At 73.9% G+C, this 17,535-nt stretch carries 13 protein-coding genes; 7 read left to right on the top strand and 6 right to left on the bottom strand.

The window, feature by feature from the left end; all coding sequences use genetic code 11:
- Positions 1-346 precede the first annotated feature (346 nt).
- A complete protein-coding gene (locus ACIRPX_RS09000) occupies positions 347-2,254 on the bottom strand; it encodes an ABC transporter ATP-binding protein (protein ID WP_404190413.1) in 1,908 nt (635 codons plus the stop codon).
- Positions 2,255-2,422: 168 nt separating this feature from the next.
- On the opposite strand from ACIRPX_RS09000, the gene ACIRPX_RS08995 reads away from it, so the two are divergent.
- Positions 2,423-3,400 carry a YbhN family protein gene (locus ACIRPX_RS08995; RefSeq protein ID WP_404190410.1) on the top strand — a complete coding sequence of 326 codons (978 nt, stop codon included), beginning with the start codon at positions 2,423-2,425 and terminating at the stop codon, positions 3,398-3,400.
- Between the two features lie 330 nt (positions 3,401-3,730).
- On the opposite strand, the gene ACIRPX_RS08990 is transcribed toward ACIRPX_RS08995, so the two are convergent.
- On the bottom strand, positions 3,731-3,895 hold the full coding sequence (locus ACIRPX_RS08990; protein WP_404190407.1) for a hypothetical protein: 165 nt from the start codon (positions 3,893-3,895) through the stop codon (positions 3,731-3,733).
- Between the two features lie 70 nt (positions 3,896-3,965).
- Between ACIRPX_RS08990 and ACIRPX_RS08985 the strand changes: the two genes are divergently transcribed.
- The 3 genes from ACIRPX_RS08985 (at position 3,966) to ACIRPX_RS08975 (ending at position 8,643) form a co-directional block, all read left to right on the top strand.
- Positions 3,966-4,730 (top strand): crotonase/enoyl-CoA hydratase family protein, encoded by a 765-nt coding sequence (locus ACIRPX_RS08985; RefSeq protein ID WP_404190405.1) that lies wholly within the window; start codon positions 3,966-3,968, stop codon positions 4,728-4,730.
- A gap of 165 nt (positions 4,731-4,895) precedes the next feature.
- A complete protein-coding gene (locus tag ACIRPX_RS08980; protein WP_404190402.1) occupies positions 4,896-5,987 on the top strand; it encodes a mechanosensitive ion channel family protein in 1,092 nt (363 codons plus the stop codon).
- Between the two features lie 436 nt (positions 5,988-6,423).
- A complete protein-coding gene (locus ACIRPX_RS08975; RefSeq protein ID WP_404190400.1) occupies positions 6,424-8,643 on the top strand; it encodes an NADP-dependent isocitrate dehydrogenase in 2,220 nt (739 codons plus the stop codon).
- Between the two features lie 84 nt (positions 8,644-8,727).
- Here the strand turns inward: ACIRPX_RS08975 and ACIRPX_RS08970 are convergent, their stop codons facing one another.
- Positions 8,728-9,837 carry a DNA glycosylase AlkZ-like family protein gene (locus tag ACIRPX_RS08970; protein ID WP_404190397.1) on the bottom strand — a complete coding sequence of 370 codons (1,110 nt, stop codon included), beginning with the start codon at positions 9,835-9,837 and terminating at the stop codon, positions 8,728-8,730.
- A 257-nt stretch (positions 9,838-10,094) separates the two neighbouring features.
- On the opposite strand from ACIRPX_RS08970, the gene ACIRPX_RS08965 reads away from it, so the two are divergent.
- Both ACIRPX_RS08965 and ACIRPX_RS08960 read left to right on the top strand, forming a co-directional pair.
- On the top strand, positions 10,095-10,895 hold the full coding sequence (locus ACIRPX_RS08965; protein WP_404190394.1) for an N-formylglutamate amidohydrolase: 801 nt from the start codon (positions 10,095-10,097) through the stop codon (positions 10,893-10,895).
- Positions 10,896-10,984: 89 nt separating this feature from the next.
- Positions 10,985-12,205, top strand: coding sequence for a cytochrome P450 (locus ACIRPX_RS08960; protein ID WP_404190391.1), 1,221 nt, complete (start codon positions 10,985-10,987; stop codon positions 12,203-12,205).
- A 19-nt stretch (positions 12,206-12,224) separates the two neighbouring features.
- On the opposite strand, the gene ACIRPX_RS08955 is transcribed toward ACIRPX_RS08960, so the two are convergent.
- Genes ACIRPX_RS08955 through ACIRPX_RS08945 form a run of 3 tightly spaced genes read right to left on the bottom strand, consistent with a single transcriptional unit; the run spans position 12,225 to position 14,799 of the window.
- Positions 12,225-12,710, bottom strand: a complete 486-nt coding sequence (locus ACIRPX_RS08955; protein ID WP_404190388.1) for a hypothetical protein — start codon at positions 12,708-12,710, stop codon at positions 12,225-12,227.
- 17 nt (positions 12,711-12,727) lie between these two features.
- Positions 12,728-13,327: an RNA polymerase sigma factor gene (locus ACIRPX_RS08950; RefSeq protein WP_404190385.1), complete on the bottom strand. Its 600-nt coding sequence runs from the start codon at positions 13,325-13,327 to the stop codon at positions 12,728-12,730.
- A gap of 35 nt (positions 13,328-13,362) precedes the next feature.
- The gene (locus tag ACIRPX_RS08945; RefSeq protein ID WP_404190382.1) at positions 13,363-14,799 is read right to left on the bottom strand and encodes a S8/S53 family peptidase; all 1,437 of its coding nucleotides are present in this window, start codon (positions 14,797-14,799) and stop codon (positions 13,363-13,365) included.
- 148 nt (positions 14,800-14,947) lie between these two features.
- On the opposite strand from ACIRPX_RS08945, the gene ACIRPX_RS08940 reads away from it, so the two are divergent.
- Complete coding sequence (locus tag ACIRPX_RS08940; protein ID WP_404191190.1) at positions 14,948-17,512, top strand: CHAT domain-containing protein; 2,565 nt, start codon at positions 14,948-14,950, stop codon at positions 17,510-17,512.
- Positions 17,513-17,535 lie beyond the last annotated feature (23 nt).

Below are 17,535 nucleotides of genomic sequence, written 5' to 3'. Positions count from 1 at the left end.
ACGGCGTGCCGCCGTCGTGCCGGTGTCAGGCGTGCCGCCGCCGTGCCGGTGTCAGGCGTGCCGCCGCCTCAGGGTCTCGGTGTGGAACGCCGCCGTACGGTCGGGCCGGTCGTCGCCGAGCAGGTCGGGGGCCACGTCGTCGCCAGGGCGGGCCGGGTGCCGGGCGAGGACCGTGGCACCACGGCGACTGCTGGATACCCCTGTTCGTCGTCCTGGAACGCGGGCACGAGCTCACCGACGAGCTGCGGGCCGACGTCGCGGCCGCGGTTCGCCCGGCCCCCGGCCGACACCGGACCCCCGTCGCCCGGCACCACGGGCGCCGTCGCGCCGGAGCGCACCGGGGCGGCTACGCCACCGGCTCCCCCGCGGCCGAGATGTCCGCCACGCCCGCGGACTGCTGCTCGAACTGGGTCCGGTACAGCTCCGCGTACCGTCCGTCCGCCGCGAGCAGTTGCTCGTGCGTGCCCCGCTCCACGATCAGCCCGGCCTCGACCACCAGGATCACGTCCGCCGCCCGCACGGTGGACAGGCGGTGGGCGATGACGACGGCGGTGCGGCCGGCCAGGGCCTCGGTCAGGGCCTCCTGGACGGCGGCCTCGGAGGTGTTGTCGAGGTGGGCGGTGGCCTCGTCGAGGATGACCACGCGCTGGCGGGCCAGCAGCAGACGGGCGATGGTCATGCGCTGGCGCTCGCCGCCGGAGAGGCGGTAGCCGCGCTCGCCGACCACCGTCTCCAGGCCGTCCGGCAGGGACCGGACGAGATCGTCGAGGCGGGAGCGGCGCAGCGCGTCCCACAGCTCGGCGTCGGTGGCCTCGGGGGCGGCCAGCAGGAGGTTGGCGCGGACCGAGTCGTGGAAGAGGTGGCCGTCCTGGGTGACCATGCCGAGCGTGGCCCGCAGCGAGGCGGCCGTGAGGTCGCGGACGTCGGTGCCGCCGATGCGCACCGCGCCCTCGTCCACGTCGTACAGGCGCGGCAGCAGTTGCGCGATGGTCGACTTGCCCGCGCCGGAGGAGCCGACGAGGGCGATGGTCCGGCCCGGTTCGGCGCGGAAGGAGATGCCGTGCAGGACCTCGGCGCCGCCGCGGGTGTCGAGCGAGGCGACCTCCTCCAGGGAGGCGAGGGAGACCTTGTCGGCGGAGGGGTAGCCGAAGCGGACGGCGTCGAACTCGACGGAGACCGGGCCGTCGGGCACGGCACGCGCGTCCGGCTTCTCCTCGATCAGCGGCTTGAGGTCGAGCACCTCGAAGACGCGCTCGAAGCTGACCAGGGCGCTCATCACCTCGACGCGTGCGCCGGCGAGCGCGGTGAGCGGCGCGTACATGCGGGTCAGCAGCAGCGCCAGGGAGACGACGGCGCCCGGCTGCAGGCTGCCGCGCAGGGCGAACCAGCCGCCGAGGCCGTAGACCAGGGCGAGGGCCAGCGAGGAGACCAGGGTCAGGGCGGTGATGAACACCGACTGGGCGGTGGCGGTCCGCACACCGATCTGGGCGACCCTGCGGGCCCGCGCGGCGAACTCCACGGACTCCTCCTCGGGACGCCCGAAGAGCTTGACCAGGGTGGCGCCGGGGGCGGAGAACCGTTCGGTCATACGGGTGCCCATGGCCGCGTTCAGTTCGGCCGCCTCCCGCTGCATGCGGGCCATCCGGCTGCCCATGCGCCGGGCGGGCACCACGAAGACCGGGAGCAGCACCAGGGCGAGCAGGGTGATCTGCCAGGACAGGGTGAGCATCACCACCAGCGTGAGCACCAGTGTGACCAGGTTGGTCACCACGCCGGACAGGGTGTTGCTGAAGGCACGCTGCGCGCCGATGACGTCGTTGTTGAGTCGGGAGACCAGCGCGCCCGTACGTGTGCGTGTGAAGAACGCGACCGGCATCCGCTGCACATGATCGAACACAGCCGTCCGCAGATCGAGGATGAGCCCCTCGCCGAGCGTCGACGAGAGCCTCCGGCCGAGGATGCCCAGGGCCGCCTCCGCGACCGCGATCACCGCGATGAGCAGGGCCAGGCGTACGACCTTGCCCTCGTCGTCGCCCGACACGATCGCGTTCACGACGCGTCCGGCCAGGACCGGGGTCGCGACGGCGAGCAGTGCCGTCACCACCCCGAGCAGCACGAACTGCGCCATACGGGCGCGGTGCGGACGGGCGAAGGCGGCGATACGGCGCAGCGTGGCACGCGCCACAGGACGCCGTTCCTGCTGGGCGGTCATGACACTGTGCAGCTGTGTCCACGCTGTGGTCTCCATGCTCATGGGAGAGAACGTAGAACCTCAAGAGCCGTCGAGGTCAACACTCCCGCCGCTCCGTCCCCTCGCACGAAGGACTCCATGGCTCTGCGTCCCCATCCGCTTCCCGTCCGTAAGACGCTGTCCGCGATCCCGCAACCCGCAGTTGGCGCGGTGCGGAGAACCTCTCCGGATGTGACCGCGGTTCAACTCCCCCAAGGCCCTCCGCCGGGACGACTCCCCCGTCGCGTCCCGGTCCGCCAGATCCTGTGCCTGGTTCCGCTGCTGCTGGTCGCCGTCGTCGCCGTGCGGCACCGGTCGGTTCTCGCGGAGGGCTTCGGTCATCTGCGGGCCGCAGAGTGGCCGTGGCTGCTGGCGGCGGCCGGAGCGACCTGTCTGACCTGGGTGGCGGCCGCGTTCACCCGGCAGGGCGCGGTCGTCGACCGGCTGCCCAGGCGGCGGCTGCTGGCCACGCAGTTCGCGGCCGGCTCGGCCAACCACCTGCTGCCGACCGGTCTCGGCGCGGGGGCGGTGAACCTGCGCTTCATGACGGTCTGCGGCATTCCGCTCGCCCGCTCCTCGGCCGCCCTGGCCCTGTATCTGCTGGCGGAGTCGGTCACCCGGGTGGCGCTGCTGATCACGCTGCTGCTCGCCTTCCCCGGCGCGCTGCGCCTCGACAGCCTGCTGCCCCGGGGTGCGACGGGCCCGCTGCTGGTCACGGCCGCCGCGGTCGCGCTCGGGGCCGCCACGCTCCTGGTGCTCGTACGGCGGCTGCGGACGCCGGCGCTGTCCTTCCTGCGGACGGCGCTGGGCGAGCTCCGCTCGGTGCACGCCCGCCCCTCCCGGGCGCTGGCCCTGTGGGGCGGTTCGCTCGCCTTCCCCGCGCTCCAGGCGGCCGGGCTGGTGCTGGTCGGCCTGTCGCTGGGGCTGCCGGTGCCGCCGCTGCACATGGCCGTGGCGTATCTGGCGGCCACGGTCGCCGTCGCGGTGGTGCCGACGCCGGGCGGGATCGGGTCGGTGGAGGCGGCGCTGATCGTGGCGCTGGTGGCGGCGGGCGCCCCGGTGGCCGTGGCCACGGCCGTCGTCCTCACCTACCGGATCATCACGGTGTGGCTGCCGCTGGTGCCGGGGGCACTGACGCTGGGCGCGCTGGTGCGGCTGAAGGTCATCTGAAGCAGGCAGGAGCGCCCCGGGCACGGGCGTCACCCCCACCCGCAAGAAGCCCCGCTCCGCAAGGCGCACCGATCCAGCCCAAGGCCATCCGCCCCGACGGACCGTCGCCGGTCCTCCGAACCGGGCCCACGTCACCACGGCACGGGCTCGCCGTCGCGGAAGAAACCCCGCTCCGCCCGCCGCCCGGCAGGATCGGCCCGGTGGAAACAGCGCTCACGGTGACACCGGGGCCCGACACCTACGAACCCGACGCCTCCCCCGGGCGCACCGATCCAGCCCAAGGCCATCCGCCCCGCCGGACCGTCGCCGGTCCTCCGAACCCGGCCCACGTCACCACGGCACGGGCTCGCCGTCGCGGAAGAAGCCTCCGCTCGGGCCGTCGTCGGGGACCACGCGGTGGCCGCGCCCGGCGAGCCGGCGTACGACCTCGTAGCCGATGCCGCGGTTGGCTCCGGTCACCACGGCGACGGGCGGTGCCGCGTCCTCGACCGCCATCGGGAACACTCCCTCGGTGGGGAACTTCAGCCTCGCACAGGAAAACACGCACAGGAAAAGGGGACCCGAGATGCCGGTCCGTACCGAGCGCCAGGGACACGTCACCACCGTCGTCCTGTCCCGCCCCGAGGCCCGCAACGCGGTGGACGGGCCGACGGCCGCCGAACTCGCCGATGCCTTCCGGGAGTTCGAGGCGGACGAGGAGGCGCGGGTGGCGGTGCTGTGGGGCGAGGGCGGCACGTTCTGCGCGGGCGCCGACCTCAAGGCGATCGGCACCGAACGGGGCAACCGCGTCACGGAGGACGGCGACGGCCCGATGGGCCCCACCCGGCTGCGGCTGTCCAAGCCGGTGATCGCCGCGGTCGCGGGCCACGCGGTGGCCGGCGGTCTGGAGCTCGCCCTGTGGTGCGACCTGCGGGTGGCCGAGCAGGACGCGGTCTTCGGCGTGTTCTGCCGGCGCTGGGGCGTACCGCTCATCGACGGCGGCACGGTCCGCCTCCCCCGTCTGATCGGGCGGAGCCGCGCGATGGACATGATCCTCACGGGCCGCCCGGTCCCGGCCCAGGAGGCGTACGACATGGGCCTCGCCAACCGCGTGGTCCCCACCGGCACGGCGCGCGTCGAGGCGGAGGCCCTGGCCGCCGCGATCGCCCGCTTCCCGCAGGCGTGCCTGCGCGGCGACCGGGCGTCGGTGCTGGAACAGGAGGGCCAGGACGAGACGGCGGCCCTGCGCGGCGAGCTCCGGCACGGCAGGAGCGTGCTGGCCCAGAGCCTGGAGGGGGCGGCCCGGTTCGCCTCGGGAGCGGGGCGGCACGGGTCGTTCGGGGACGTGTGACGGCTCCGGCGGAGCCCGACGCGGTCCTGTTCCGAACCCGGTTGCCGGGTACGGCAGGATGGGCGGCCGTACTGTCGACATACGAGCAGGTGGATACGTGACGACACTTCACATCCGGTACTCCGCGGCGCCGTCCGCCGCAGATCTGCTGTCCGGAGGTGACCGGTGAACCGCGCAGTCACCGTGCACGACCTGGTCATCGCCGGAATCGCGGTGGCCGCGGGCCTGCTGGCCGCGTTCCTGCTGCGCATCCTGATGCGCTGGCTGGGCAAGCACGCCGAGCGCACCCGCTGGAGCGGGGACGACGTGATCGTCGACACGCTGCGTACGGTGCTGCCGTGGGCGGCGGTCGTCGGCGGGGCCGCCTCCGCGGGCGCGGCGCTGCCGCTGACCGCGACCGTGCAGCACCACGTCAACCAGGTGCTGACGGTGGTGCTCATCTTCGCGGTCACCGTGACGGCGGCCCGGGTGATCGCCGGGCTGGTGCGAGCGGTCACCACCTCCCGCTCCGGCGTCGCGGGATCGGCCACGATCTTCGTGAACATCACCCGGGTGCTCGTCCTGGCCATCGGCTTCCTGGTGCTGCTGCAGACGCTGGGCATCTCCATAGCGCCGCTGCTCACCGCCCTGGGCGTGGGTGGTCTCGCGGTCGCGCTCGCGCTGCAGGACACGCTCGCCAACCTCTTCGCGGGCGTCCACATCCTCGCCTCCAAGACCGTGCAGCCCGGCGACTACATCCGGCTGAGCAGCGGTGAGGAGGGCTACGTCGAGGACATCAACTGGCGTCAGACGACGGTCCGCGCGCTCTCCAACAACCTCGTCGTCATCCCCAACGGCGAGCTCGCCCGGACGAACATGACCAACTACATGCGTCCCGAGCAGCGGCTGACGATCCTGGTGCAGGTGGGCGTCGCCTACGACAGCGACCTGGACCAGGTCGAGCGGGTGACGACGGAGGTCATCGGCGAGGTGATGACCGAGGTCGACGGCGCGGTGGCCGAGCACGAGCCCGCGATCCGCTTCCACACCTTCGGCGACTCGCGCATCGGCTTCACGGTGATCCTGGGCGTGGGCGAGTTCAGCGACCAGTTCCGCATCAAGCACGAGTTCATCAAGGCGCTGCACCGGCGCTACCGCGAGGAGGGCATCCGCATCCCCTCGCCCGCGCGCACCGTGGCGCTGCAGCAGGGCTCGGTGGTGATCCCGCAGCAGCGCCACGCGGAGGCGGGCGACGCGAGCGCCGTCCGCCTCGACTGACCTACGAGGTCGCCGAGTTGTCGTGGTGGCCGCTCGTCCGCCCGTGGGACGCGAGCGGGTGTCACGGGCGGGAGCGTCCGGTCCGGGTGACCGGGCATCCGCGGCGTCCCGGTGCCGTACCGCCACGCGGCAGGAAGCCGGACCGGCCCCGGCCGCGGACCTCCGCGGCGCCGGCGACGGAGCCCCGCGCCGTCGCCGCGGGAACCGCCCTTTCGGCTGCACCGGCGGCCTGACCGCCTGCACCGGCGGCCTGCCCGGTCGCGCCGGCCGCCCGCCCGATCGCGCCGGCGGCCGCCGCGGACGGGCCCGGGGGCGGTTCCGCCGCCCGGATCGGGGGGCCGGAGTGCGGGACGTGTGGCCGACCCCTTTCGAGCCCGCCTCGATCACGAGATATCTTGATGTCGAGCAATGTTGCAGACGTGGAGCGGAGCACCCGGTGACTGACTCGACCATCTTCTATACGCACACTGACGAGGCCCCGGCCCTGGCGACGTATTCCTTCCTGCCGGTGGTCCAGGCGTACGCCTCGCAGGCCGGTGTCGCCGTGTCCACGCGGGACATCTCGCTGGCCGGGCGCATCATCGCGGTCTTCCCGGAGTACCTCACCGAGGACCAGCGCATCCCGGACGCCCTGCACGAGCTGGGCGAGCTGGCCAAGACGCCCGAGGCCAACATCATCAAGCTGCCGAACATCTCGGCGTCGATCCCGCAGCTCAAGGCCGCCGTCGCCGAGCTGCAGGGCCAGGGCTACGCGCTGCCGAACTACCCGGACGACCCGAAGACCGACGAGGAGCGGGAGATCCAGGCCCGCTACGACAAGGTCAAGGGCTCCGCCGTGAACCCGGTCCTGCGTGAGGGCAACTCCGACCGCCGCGCCCCCGCCTCGGTCAAGAACTACGCCAAGACCCACCCGCACCGCATGGGCGCCTGGTCCTCGGACTCCAAGACCGAGGTCGCGACGATGGGGCGGGACGACTTCCGCTCCACCGAGAAGTCCGTGGTCGTCTCCGAGGCCGGCTCGCTGCGGATCGAGCTGGTCGGCGAGGACGGCACCACCACCGTGCTGCGCGAGTCGGTACCCGTCCTCGAGGGCGAGGTCGTCGACGCCTCCGTGATGCGCGCCGCCGCGCTGAACGAGTTCCTCGCCGCGCAGGTCGCCCGCGCCAAGCAGGACGGCGTCCTGTTCTCCGTGCACCTCAAGGCCACGATGATGAAGGTCTCCGACCCGATCGTCTTCGGCCACGTGGTGCGTGCCTTCTTCCCGAAGACCTTCGCGAAGTACGGCGAGGCGCTCGCCGCGGCCGGCCTGTCCCCGAACGACGGCCTGGGCGGCATCTACAAGGGCCTGGAGGCCCTGCCGGAGGGCGCCGAGATCAAGGCGTCCTTCGACGCCGAGATCGCCGACGGGCCCGAGCTGGCGATGGTCGACTCCGACCGCGGCATCACCAACCTGCACGTTCCGTCCGACGTGATCGTCGACGCGTCCATGCCGGCCATGATCCGCACCTCCGGCCACATGTGGGGCCCGGACGGCCAGGAGGCCGACACCCTCGCGGTCCTGCCCGACTCCTCCTACGCGGGCGTCTACCAGGCCGTCATCGAGGACTGCAGGGCCAACGGTGCCTACGACCCCTCGACCATGGGCTCGGTGCCGAACGTCGGCCTGATGGCGCAGAAGGCCGAGGAGTACGGCTCCCACGACAAGACCTTCGAGATCAAGACGGCCGGCACGGTCCGCCTGGTCGACCAGAACGGCACCGCCGTCATCGAGCAGCCGGTCGCCCCCGGTGACATCTTCCGCGCCTGCCAGACCAAGGACGCGCCGATCAAGGACTGGGTGAAGCTCGCCGTCACCCGCGCCCGCGCCACCGGCGACCCGGCGGTGTTCTGGCTCGACGAGACCCGCGCGCACGACGCCAACCTGATCGCCAAGATCGACGCCTACCTGCCGGAGCACGACACCGAGGGCCTGGACATCCGCGTCCTCGCCCCGGTCGACGCCACCAAGCTGTCGGTCGAGCGCATCCGCCGTGGTGAGAACACCATCTCGGTGACCGGCAACGTGCTGCGTGACTACCTCACCGACCTCTTCCCGATCCTGGAGCTGGGCACCAGCGCCAAGATGCTGTCGGTGGTCCCGCTGATGGCGGGCGGCGGCCTGTTCGAGACGGGCGCCGGCGGCTCCGCGCCGAAGCACGTCCAGCAGCTGGTCAAGGAGAACTACCTGCGCTGGGACTCGCTGGGTGAGTTCTTCGCGCTCGTGCCCGCCTTCGAGCAGTACGCCACGGCCACCGGAAACACCCGCGCCAAGGTGCTGGCCGACACGCTCGACCGTGCCACGGCGACCTTCCTCAACGAGGACAAGTCCCCGACCCGTCGCGTCGGCGGCATCGACAACCGCGGCAGCCACTTCTTCCTGTCCCTGTACTGGGCGCAGGAGCTGGCCCGGCAGACCGACGACGCGGACCTGGCGAAGGTCTTCGCCCCGCTCGCCGAGACGCTCGCCGCGAACGAGCGGAAGATCGTCGACGAGCTGATCGCCGTCCAGGGCCGGCAGGCCGACATCGGCGGCTACTACCAGCCCGACCCGGCCAAGGCCGCCGCGGTCATGCGCCCGTCGGCCACGTGGAACGAGGCGCTGGCCTCGCTGAGCTGACGTCCGCGGCCCGACGGCCGCGCCCCGCTCCCCGGCTCCGCCCCGGCAGGCACCGCGTCCGCCGGGGCGGAGCCGTGTCCGCGGTCAGTCCGCCCGCACCGGCTCCAGGTCCAGCGCGAGCCACCGCGCCAGATCCTCGATCTCCCGGCCGATCTCCCTGGTCATGGTCTTCGTGAACGGGGCGTCCTCGTGGAGGGCGTTGACCCGCAGGACGCCGGCCTTGCGGTCGGCCGTGGCGTCGAGCTTGCCGACCAGGCGGTCGCCGTGGAGGACCGGCAGGGCGAAGTAGCCCCAGCGGCGTTCGGCGGCGGGCTTGTACATCTCCAGCTGGTACTCGTACGCGAACAGCTCCGCCATGCGCCTGCGGTCGTGCACGAGGCGGTCGAAGGGGGACAGCAGGGCCGCGCGGCCCGTGAAGGGCTGCCCCAGCTGGGCCGGGTCGACCCGCCATGTGCCCCGGACGCCCTCGACGACGGCCGGTTCGCCCGCCTCGCCGACGTCGGCCGGCTCGACCTGGCACTCCGGTCCGCGGGCGCGGGCGATGCCGAGGGCTCTCAGCCGCCGCTCGTCGCGGATGCGCAGGGCCTCCTCGACCGGGACGGGCGCGGTTTCGGGGTAGACCCGGTCGGCCAGGTCCCACAGGCGGTCGCGGCCGCGGCGTCCGGCCACGGCGACCTCGCCGCGCTGCGCCATCAGCTCCAGGAGCTTGGTGACGTTGCGGTTGTGGCTCCAGCCACTCGACCGCCACGGCTCGGCGCAGGTGTCCGGCAGCGCGCGGGAGGGCAGCGGTCCCCCGGCGGCGAGCCGGTCGAGGACGTCCCGCCTGCAGGCGTCGTTGGCCGCGACCCAGGTCCGGTGGTACTCCCGCCACGACGACGGGGTCCCCCGCTCCGGCCACTCGGCCATCTCCGCGCGGTACAGCGCCATGTCCTCCGCCGGGCGGACCATCGCCTGCAGCTCCACCAGCGTCCGCTTCTCCAGCGCCGCGGCCAGCTCGCCCGGCGCGTACGCCGAGCCGATCCTGCTCCACGCCACGAGGTCGGCGTTCGGCGCGACGGCGGCGACCGGGTCGATCTGCAGCAGGGTCAGCCCGCGCACCACGCCGAGCAGTCCCTCCGGCCGTGCGGCGTCCAGGAGTTGGGCGCGCACGGCGATGCGCCGGGCGTCGGTGCGCGAGAGCTCGTGAACGGTCATGGATCGAGACTAGGGCGTGGGTCCGACACCGCTGCCGCGTACCGGGTCGCACCCTCGGGGCCCCGGAGTTCGCCGTCTTCATGACCCTGCCCGGACCGGTGGTGCCGCCGACCGCCGAGGGCCGTCGCCGTCGTGGACCGGCTCCGGCCGCGCGCCGGGCAGGCGGGGCCGCGGTCGTACGGAGGGCGCCACGCGATCATTGGCCGGGGGCCGCTTCCCCGGCCCCGGCCGCGTCGTCACCCCAGGAGCAGCAGCCCATGCCCCGCAGCGCCCCGTCCTTCGCCCATCTGCCCGGCGCCGCCGGCTCCCCCGTGATCCTCCATGTGCCGCACTCGGCGCGGGACGTCCCGGCCGAGGTCCGTGCCGGCATCGTGCTGGACGACGGGGCGCTGGAGCGGGAGCTGGACCACATCACCGACGCGCACACGGCCGAGATCGCCGAGGTGGCGGGCACGCTGTCGGCCCTCGCGCCCTGGAGGTTCGTCAACCGGCTCTCCCGGCTGGTCGTCGACCCGGAGCGCTTCCCCGACGAGCGGGAGGAGATGCTGTCGGTCGGCATGGGCGCGGTCTACACCCGGACCACGCACCAGGAGGCGCTCCGGTCGCCCGCCACCGACCCCGAGCCGCTGATCGCCCGCTACTTCCGGCCGTACGCCCGGGCCATGACCGAGGCGGTCGCCGACCGGCTCGACGCCACCGGACGCGCCGTGATCATCGACGTCCACTCCTACCCGGCCGTCCCACTCCCCTACGAACTGCACGGCACGGGCCCCCGCCCGCCGATCTGCCTCGGCACCGACCCCTTCCACACCCCGCCCGCGCTGCGGGACGCGGCACGGAAGGCGTTCGCTCCGTGCGGGCGGACGGGCCTCGACAGCCCCTTCGCCGGCACCTACGTACCGCTGGAGTTCCACGGCCGGGACCCCCGGGTCAGCTCCCTGATGGTGGAGATCCGTCGCGACACGTACATGACCGGGCCGGGCGGCCCCGACCGGCCGGGCCTCACCCGCCTGGCATCGGCCCTCGCGGCGCTCGTCGACGCCGTGTCCGGCCCCTGACCCAGCCCCGCCGGTGCCCCTGACGGCCCGGCCTCCGCCTGGAGCACTCCGGCGCGACAGCCCCCGCGCGCGGCCCCAGGGTGGAAGGCATGACCGAGGAGATCAGCACGTTGACGGAGCAGGTGCCGCCGCCGGTGCGGGAGTGGCCCGCGCTCGATCTGGACGGCACGGAGTTCGATCCGGCGCTCGCGGGGCTGATGCGTGAGGGACCGCTGACACGGATCCGGTTGCCGCACGGTGAGGGCTGGGCGTGGCTGGCGACCCGGTACGACGACGTGAAGCTGATCACGAACGATCCGCGGTTCAGCCGGGCCGAGGTCACCCGTCGTCAGGTGACCCGGCTCGCCCCGAACTTCGCGCCCCGGCCGGGCTCGCTCGCCTGGGCCGACCAGCCGGACCACAACCGGCTGCGCAAGCCGGTCGCGGGCGCGTTCACGGTGAGCGCGATGAAGCGGCTGCGGCCCCGGGCGCAGCGCGTCCTCGACGCCCTGGTGGACGGCGTCGTCGGCGACGGGCCGCCGGCCGATCTCGTCGAGCGGGTGCTGGAGCCGTTCCCGATCACCGTGGTCAGCGAGGTGATGGGCGTGCCCGTGGCCGACCGGGAGCGGGTGCACGCCTGGACGCGGCAGATCATCTCCACCTCCGGCGGCAGCGAGGCCGCCGACCGCGCCAAGAAGGGCCTGTACGGGTGGATCACCGACACCGTCCGCCGTCGGGCCGGCAGCGCCGACGAGGACGTGTACGCGCTGCTCGGTGCCGCCGTCGGGCGGGGCGAGATCAGCGAGGAGGAGGCCGTGGGGCTCGCCGGCCCGCTGCAGATCGGCGGTGAGGCGGTCACCCACAACTGCGGCCAGATGCTGTTCCTGATGCTCTCCCGGCCGGAGCTGGCCGAGCGGGTGCGGGATCCGAGGGCCCGTGGGCCCGTGCTCGACGAGCTGCTGCGTTTCATCCCGCACCGCTCCTCGGTCGGGCTGGCCCGCATCGCGCTGGAGGACGTGGAGCTGCACGGCCGGCGCATCGGCGCGGGCGAGCCCGTCTACGTCTCCTACCTGGCCGCCAACCGCGATCCGGAGGTCTTCCCCGACCCGGACCGGATCGACCCCGACCGCGCTCCCCACGCGCATCTGGCGTTCGGCAACGGCCCGCACCACTGCACCGGAGCCGTGCTCGCCCGCCTGCAGACCGAACTGCTCGTCGACACGCTGCTGGAGCGGCTGCCCGGACTGCGGCTCGCGGTGCCCGCCGACGAGGTCGTCTGGCGCCGCAAGACCATGATCCGCGGACCGCAGACCCTGCCCGTCACCTGGTGAGGGGCAGGGTCCGGCGTCCTCAGGCGGTCAGCCAGTCCGTGACGAGCACGCCTTCGCCGGTCCGCAGCCGTAGCGCGAACGGGCCGGCGGGGGGCTCGCCGTAGGTGAAGCGCCCCATGGCGTCGGTCTCCAGGGGCGAGCCGGAGACCGGGCCGCTGAGCACCTCGACCCCGGCCGTCTGGGGCGGCAGCACCTGCCCCATCAGGCCCTGCGCGGACAGTTCCACGTCGACGGTCACCCCGCCCGCGTGGAACGTCAGCATGCGCGGCACGTCCACCGCTCCCCGCACCGGGATCGCGTCGACCACCGAGTCGAAGGTCAGCTCGGCGATCTTCGCGTCGAGGTCGTGCAGCGCGAAGGCCTCCACGGCGATCTGGCGCAGTGCGGGCGGCACCGGGTCCAGGATGGCCGTGGCCCGGCGCAGCTCCTCCTCCAGCAGGTCGAGGTCCAGGTCCTCGCCCTGGAACCCGCCGTCGAAGGCGTCCTCGCCGCTGATGTCACTCATGTCGTCGTCCATGTCCCTCACGCCGCTCCCCGTGCCTCGAGTCGTGCCCGCAGGCGCCGCAGACAGCGCTGACGGAGCGGTCCGATGCTGCCCACGGCGATGCCCAGCGCCGCGGACACCTCCTGGTAGCTGGGCGGCGGCGTGGCCATCAGGATCCGCAGCAGCTGCCTGCAGCGTTCGCCCAGTTCCTCGAACTCCTGCCACAGGTGGCGGATCCGCTCGCGCTGGGCGGCCGCCTCCTCCAGGTCGAGGAACGACTGCTCGGGCGTACGGTCCTCGCTGACCCGGTCGAGCAGCTGCGGATCGTCCGTCGGGCTCAGTCGCCTTAAGCCCTTGAGCACCTTCAGGCACTCGTGCCGCGCGGTGCTGGCCAGCCATGCCCCGGCCTTCTCCGGCTCCCGGATCCGGCCCAGATGCTGGGCAAAACGGAACCAGGCCGTCTGGTACACCTCGTGCGCGTCGGCCTCCGAGAGCCGGTGCGAGCGCACGACGGACCACACCAGTGGGCTCAGCCCTTCCACGAGCGCCTTCCAGGCCGCCGCGTCACCGTCGACGGCGGACTGGACCAGCGCGCCGACATCTGCTCGGTCCACGGTTCCACCCCTCGAGTACGGCATGACATCGTACGCCGTGGAGGGGACCGTTCCGGACATCATGCTCCGGGGGACAGCTGCACGACCGAAGCCGGGCGCCAGCCGGCCGGGCGCAGCGCCGGTACATGTGCCCCGCGCACCTCCGCGAACTCGGTGTTCGCCGTCAGCAGCTGCCTGCACGCGGCGCGCGCGTCGCTCTCCTTGTTGGCCGTCATGTAGGCGGCGACCATGCCCGCGGCCACGGGCGCCGCGAAGGAGGTGCCGCTCCAGTGCGCGTAGCCCTCGAACATCACCTGGTCGGCCTTGGCCGCGGTGGGTGTGCCGGTTTCGCTGAGCGCCCCGGTGTGGCGCGGGTACTGGCAGGTGCAGGCGTAGGTGAAGCCGAAGCGGCAGGCGTCGTAGGTGGAGTGCTGGTACAGGTACGGCACCGGCGCGTCGAAGCCGGTCAGCGCGCTGGTCAGGCGCTCACCGGGGGCGTAGGCGCGCACCCACGCGCCGTGGTTGGAGAAGCAGGCGCCGAACTCGCCGTCGCTGCGCAGCGCGCCGACCGACAGGACGACGTCCGCGAATTCGGGCTGGGAGGCGTAGGCGGCGGGCCAGAAGGGCGTGGCGCTGGCGTTGTTGCCGGCCGCGGCGACCATCAGGGTGCGCTGTCCGCGCAGCTCCCGCATGAAGCCGTCGACCCCGATCAGGCCGTCGACGCGGCCGTTGGAGGTGCCGGCGGAGAGGCTGATGATGTCCGGCCAGCCGTGCTCGTCGACGGCGGCGAACAGCCGCTCGCCGAACTCCGACTCCAGGATCGCGCCCGCGTCGTTGAGGGTGCTGCGCACGGTGATGTCCGTGTTGGGCGCGACGGCCGCGAGCAGGCCGGCGATGAAGGTGCCGTGGCCGACGTACTGCAGCAGGTTGCCCTGGTCGTCGGTCTCGGTGCCGTGCAGGTCGCCCTGGACGTGGGCGAGGAGGGGCACCGCGCCGTAGTCGTGCGTGAGGCCGTTGTCGATGACCAGGACGCCCACGGCGCTGTCCGCGTCGTGACGGCCCTCGGCGGCGACCGGGTTGGTGCCCTGGGTGAGCGGGGCGGGCACCGGCTCGTCGCCGGGACAGGAGTTGACGGCGATCGACACGACGTGGTTGCGGCTGACCAGGCGGCGCCGCTGCCGTCCCTCGTGCTCGCGCATGGCCCGCAGGGCGTGCGCGACCGACCGGTCGCCGTGCCGGTCGCCGTGGCCCGGGTCGCCGACCTGGATGCGGGTGATGCCGGAGCGGTTGGTCTCCGGGCCGACCCGCCGCACGTGGTCGGCGGTGAGTCCGGTCGCCTCGGTGAAGTGCGTGCGCACGGTGTCCTCGACGAGCCGCGCCTCCTCACCGTCACGGGCGAGGACCACGCCCTTCTCGTAGATGAACTCGGCCGCGTCGTCGGGCCCCAGGGCCAGGGAGACGTCGGGCATCGAGCGCTGGATCTGGTCGAACTGCTCGCGGAATCGCTGTGGCGCCATGGTTGGCCCTCCCGGTGAGGCGGCGGTCGTCAATCAGAGTGTCGGGGCCTTTGGTTGATACAGCACCAAACCGGTGTGGCCGCTACCAGGGGCCACTACTATCCGTGGAGTGACAGGGGCAAGCGACACGGTGCTCGAACTGCTGCCGATGGTGTTCGCCGACCCGGGCGAGGCCCGGGCCCGGGCGCAGGGCGTGCTCGACGCCGGTCCGTCGCCCTGGCGGGCCTCCGTCGCCCACCAGGTGATCGGCATCTGGCAGCGCGACTGGGGCGACATGAAGATGGCGCTGCACCATCTGCGCCAGGCCCGCGACCTCGCGGCCCGCGCGCAGGCGCCCGACCGGGAGGCGGACGTCCTGGCCGCGCTCGGGGTCGCACTGGTGCACGCGGGGCGCACCCGGCAGGGCCTGGAGGCGCTGGAGCGCGGCGTCACCGTCAGCAGCGGCCACACCCGCGCGCGGGTGCTGTTCCGGCGGGCCTACGCCTCCTGGGTGCTGGGGCGCCACCGCGAGGCGCTGGAGGACGTCCGCCGGGCCGTCCCGGTGCTGCGGCAGGCCGACGACGTCATCTGGACGGCGCGCGCGCTGACGTTGCGGGCCACCGTGCATCTGGCGCTCGGCGCGGTGGACCGGGCGGACGCCGACTTCACCGCGGCCGAGGCGCTGTGGGACACCACCGGCCAGGACCACGACAAGGCGGACGTGGTGGAGAGCCGGGGCCTGGCCGCCTTCCGCCAGGGCGACATCCCCGCGGCGCTGCGGCTCATGGACGAGGCCGAGGAGCGCTACGCCAAGCTCGGCACGCCCTCCTTCATGCTCTCCATCCGGCGCTGCGACGTGCTGATGGCGGCCGGGCTCGCCCCGGAGGCGCTCACCGTCGCGGACGCGGCGATCGGGGCGCTGGACGGCATCGGCGGGCAGTCCACGCGCAAGGCGGAGCTGCTGCTGGCCGCGGCCCGCGCGGCCCGGCTCGCCGACGATCCGCACACCGCGATCGCGCGGGCGGCGCTGGCGGTGCGGCTGTTCGCCGGGCAGCGCCGCACCTGGTGGGAGACGCACGCCCAGCTGGTGCTGCTCCAGTCGCGGGTGGCCTCCGGGCGCCGCTCGGGGCGCCTGGTCGCGGACGCGGCGGCGGTGGCCGAACGGCTGGCGTCCTTCGGCGCCCCGGCCGCTCCGGAGGCCTCGCTGCTGGCGGGCCGGATCGCGCTCGGCCTGGGCTGGACGGCGGACGCGGAGCGGCATCTGACCGTCGCCGCCCGCTCCCGGCACGGCGGGCCGCCGCTGGCGCGGATGACGGGCTGGGCCGCGCAGGCGCTGCGGGCCCGCGCGGCCGGCTCGGGGCGGGGCGTCCTGGAGGCGTGCCGGCGCGGGCTCGACGTGCTCGACGACCACCGGATGACCCTGGGCGCCTCGGAGCTCAGGGCCCGCGCCACCGAGCAGGGCGCCGAGCTGGCCGCGCTGGCCCAGCAGGCCAGCCTCGACTCCGGCGGCCCGCGCCGGCTGCTGACCTGGAGCGAGCGGTGGCGTGCCACGGTCCTGGCCGCGCCGCCGACCCGGCCGCCCGCCGACCCGGCGCTGCTGGGCGATCTGACCGCGTTCCGCGAGATCGCCGCACGCGCGGAGGAGGGGCGCCGGGACGGCCGCCCGATCCCGGTGCTGGAGCGGGAGCAGCGGCGTCTGGAACGGGAGATCCGCTCCCGGACGCTGCACCTGCGCGGCGCCGCGCCCGGCGCCGAGGACCGCTTCGAACCGGCCCGGCTGCTGCGACGGCTGGGCGACGTACGGCTGGTGGAGCTCGCCGTGCTGGACGGGCGGGTGCAGGTGCTGCTGTGCGGGCAGGGGCGGGTGCGGCGGTTCGAGGCGGGGCTGCTGGCCGACGCCGAGACCGAGGCCGAGCATGTGCAGGCCGGACTGCGCCGGCTCGCCCACCCGGGCGCGGAGGGCCGGCTCCCGGTGGTCGAGGCCATGGGCCGCCGTCTGGAGGAGCTGCTGCTCGGCCCGGCCGCCGCCCAGCTGGGCTCCGGGCCGGTCGTCGTCGTCCCGCCGGGCCGGCTGCACAGCGTGCCGTGGGCGCTGCTGCCCAGCCTGCGCGAGCGGGTGCTGAGCGTGTCCCCGTCGGCGAGCAGCTGGCTGCGCGCCCGCGAGACCGAGCCGCCGCCCGGCGGCCGCCAGGTCCTGGTGCGCGGCCCGGGGCTGGCCACCGGCGGCGCGGAGGTGTCCGAGCTCGCCGACCGCTACGGCGCACCGCTGCTGCTGGAGGAGGACTCCGCGCGCGCCACGCGCGTCCTGGAGGCGCTCGACGGGGCGGCGCTCGCGCACATCGCCGCGCACGGCACCTTCCGCGCCGACAGCCCGCTGTTCTCCTCGCTGCGGATGGCCGACGGCCCGCTGATCGTGCACGACTTCGAGCGCCTGGACCGCAGCCCGTACCGGATCATCCTGTCCTGCTGCGACACGGCGCGGCTCGCCGCGGTCGGCGCGGACGAGCTCCTCGGCCTGGTCACCGCTCTGCTGCCGCTGGGCACGGCGGGCGTGGTGGCCAGCAGCGCGCCCGTCAACGACGCGGCGGTGGTGCCGTTGATGCTCGCGCTGCACAAGGGCCTGGAGACGGGCCTGTCGCTGGCGGAGGCACTGCGCGACGCACGCGCCGCCCTGCCCGGTGACGCGCTGCACCAGGCGACGGGCTGGGCGTTCACCGCGTTCGGCGCGGCCTGAACGGCCGGCGCCGCAGGGACGTC

The sequence above is a fragment of the Streptomyces sp. NPDC101225 genome (assembly GCF_044767585.1).
Classification (GTDB): Bacteria; Actinomycetota; Actinomycetes; order Streptomycetales; family Streptomycetaceae; genus Streptomyces.
This window is presented reverse-complemented; position numbering and strand designations above follow the sequence as displayed.

Excerpts from the sequence above, each read along its gene's own strand:
- ACIRPX_RS09000 (WP_404190413.1), bottom strand. The coding sequence starts at position 2,254 with ATGAGCATGGAGACCACAGCGTGGACACAGCTGCACAGTGTCATGACC.
- ACIRPX_RS08990 (WP_404190407.1), bottom strand. The coding sequence starts at position 3,895 with ATGGCGGTCGAGGACGCGGCACCGCCCGTCGCCGTGGTGACCGGAGCC.
- ACIRPX_RS08985 (WP_404190405.1), top strand. The coding sequence starts at position 3,966 with ATGCCGGTCCGTACCGAGCGCCAGGGACACGTCACCACCGTCGTCCTG.
- ACIRPX_RS08970 (WP_404190397.1), bottom strand. The coding sequence starts at position 9,837 with ATGACCGTTCACGAGCTCTCGCGCACCGACGCCCGGCGCATCGCCGTG.
- ACIRPX_RS08965 (WP_404190394.1), top strand. The coding sequence starts at position 10,095 with ATGCCCCGCAGCGCCCCGTCCTTCGCCCATCTGCCCGGCGCCGCCGGC.
- ACIRPX_RS08960 (WP_404190391.1), top strand. The coding sequence starts at position 10,985 with ATGACCGAGGAGATCAGCACGTTGACGGAGCAGGTGCCGCCGCCGGTG.
- ACIRPX_RS08955 (WP_404190388.1), bottom strand. The coding sequence starts at position 12,710 with ATGAGTGACATCAGCGGCGAGGACGCCTTCGACGGCGGGTTCCAGGGC.
- ACIRPX_RS08950 (WP_404190385.1), bottom strand. The coding sequence starts at position 13,327 with ATGCCGTACTCGAGGGGTGGAACCGTGGACCGAGCAGATGTCGGCGCG.
- ACIRPX_RS08945 (WP_404190382.1), bottom strand. The coding sequence starts at position 14,799 with ATGGCGCCACAGCGATTCCGCGAGCAGTTCGACCAGATCCAGCGCTCG.
- ACIRPX_RS08940 (WP_404191190.1), top strand. The coding sequence starts at position 14,948 with ATGGTGTTCGCCGACCCGGGCGAGGCCCGGGCCCGGGCGCAGGGCGTG.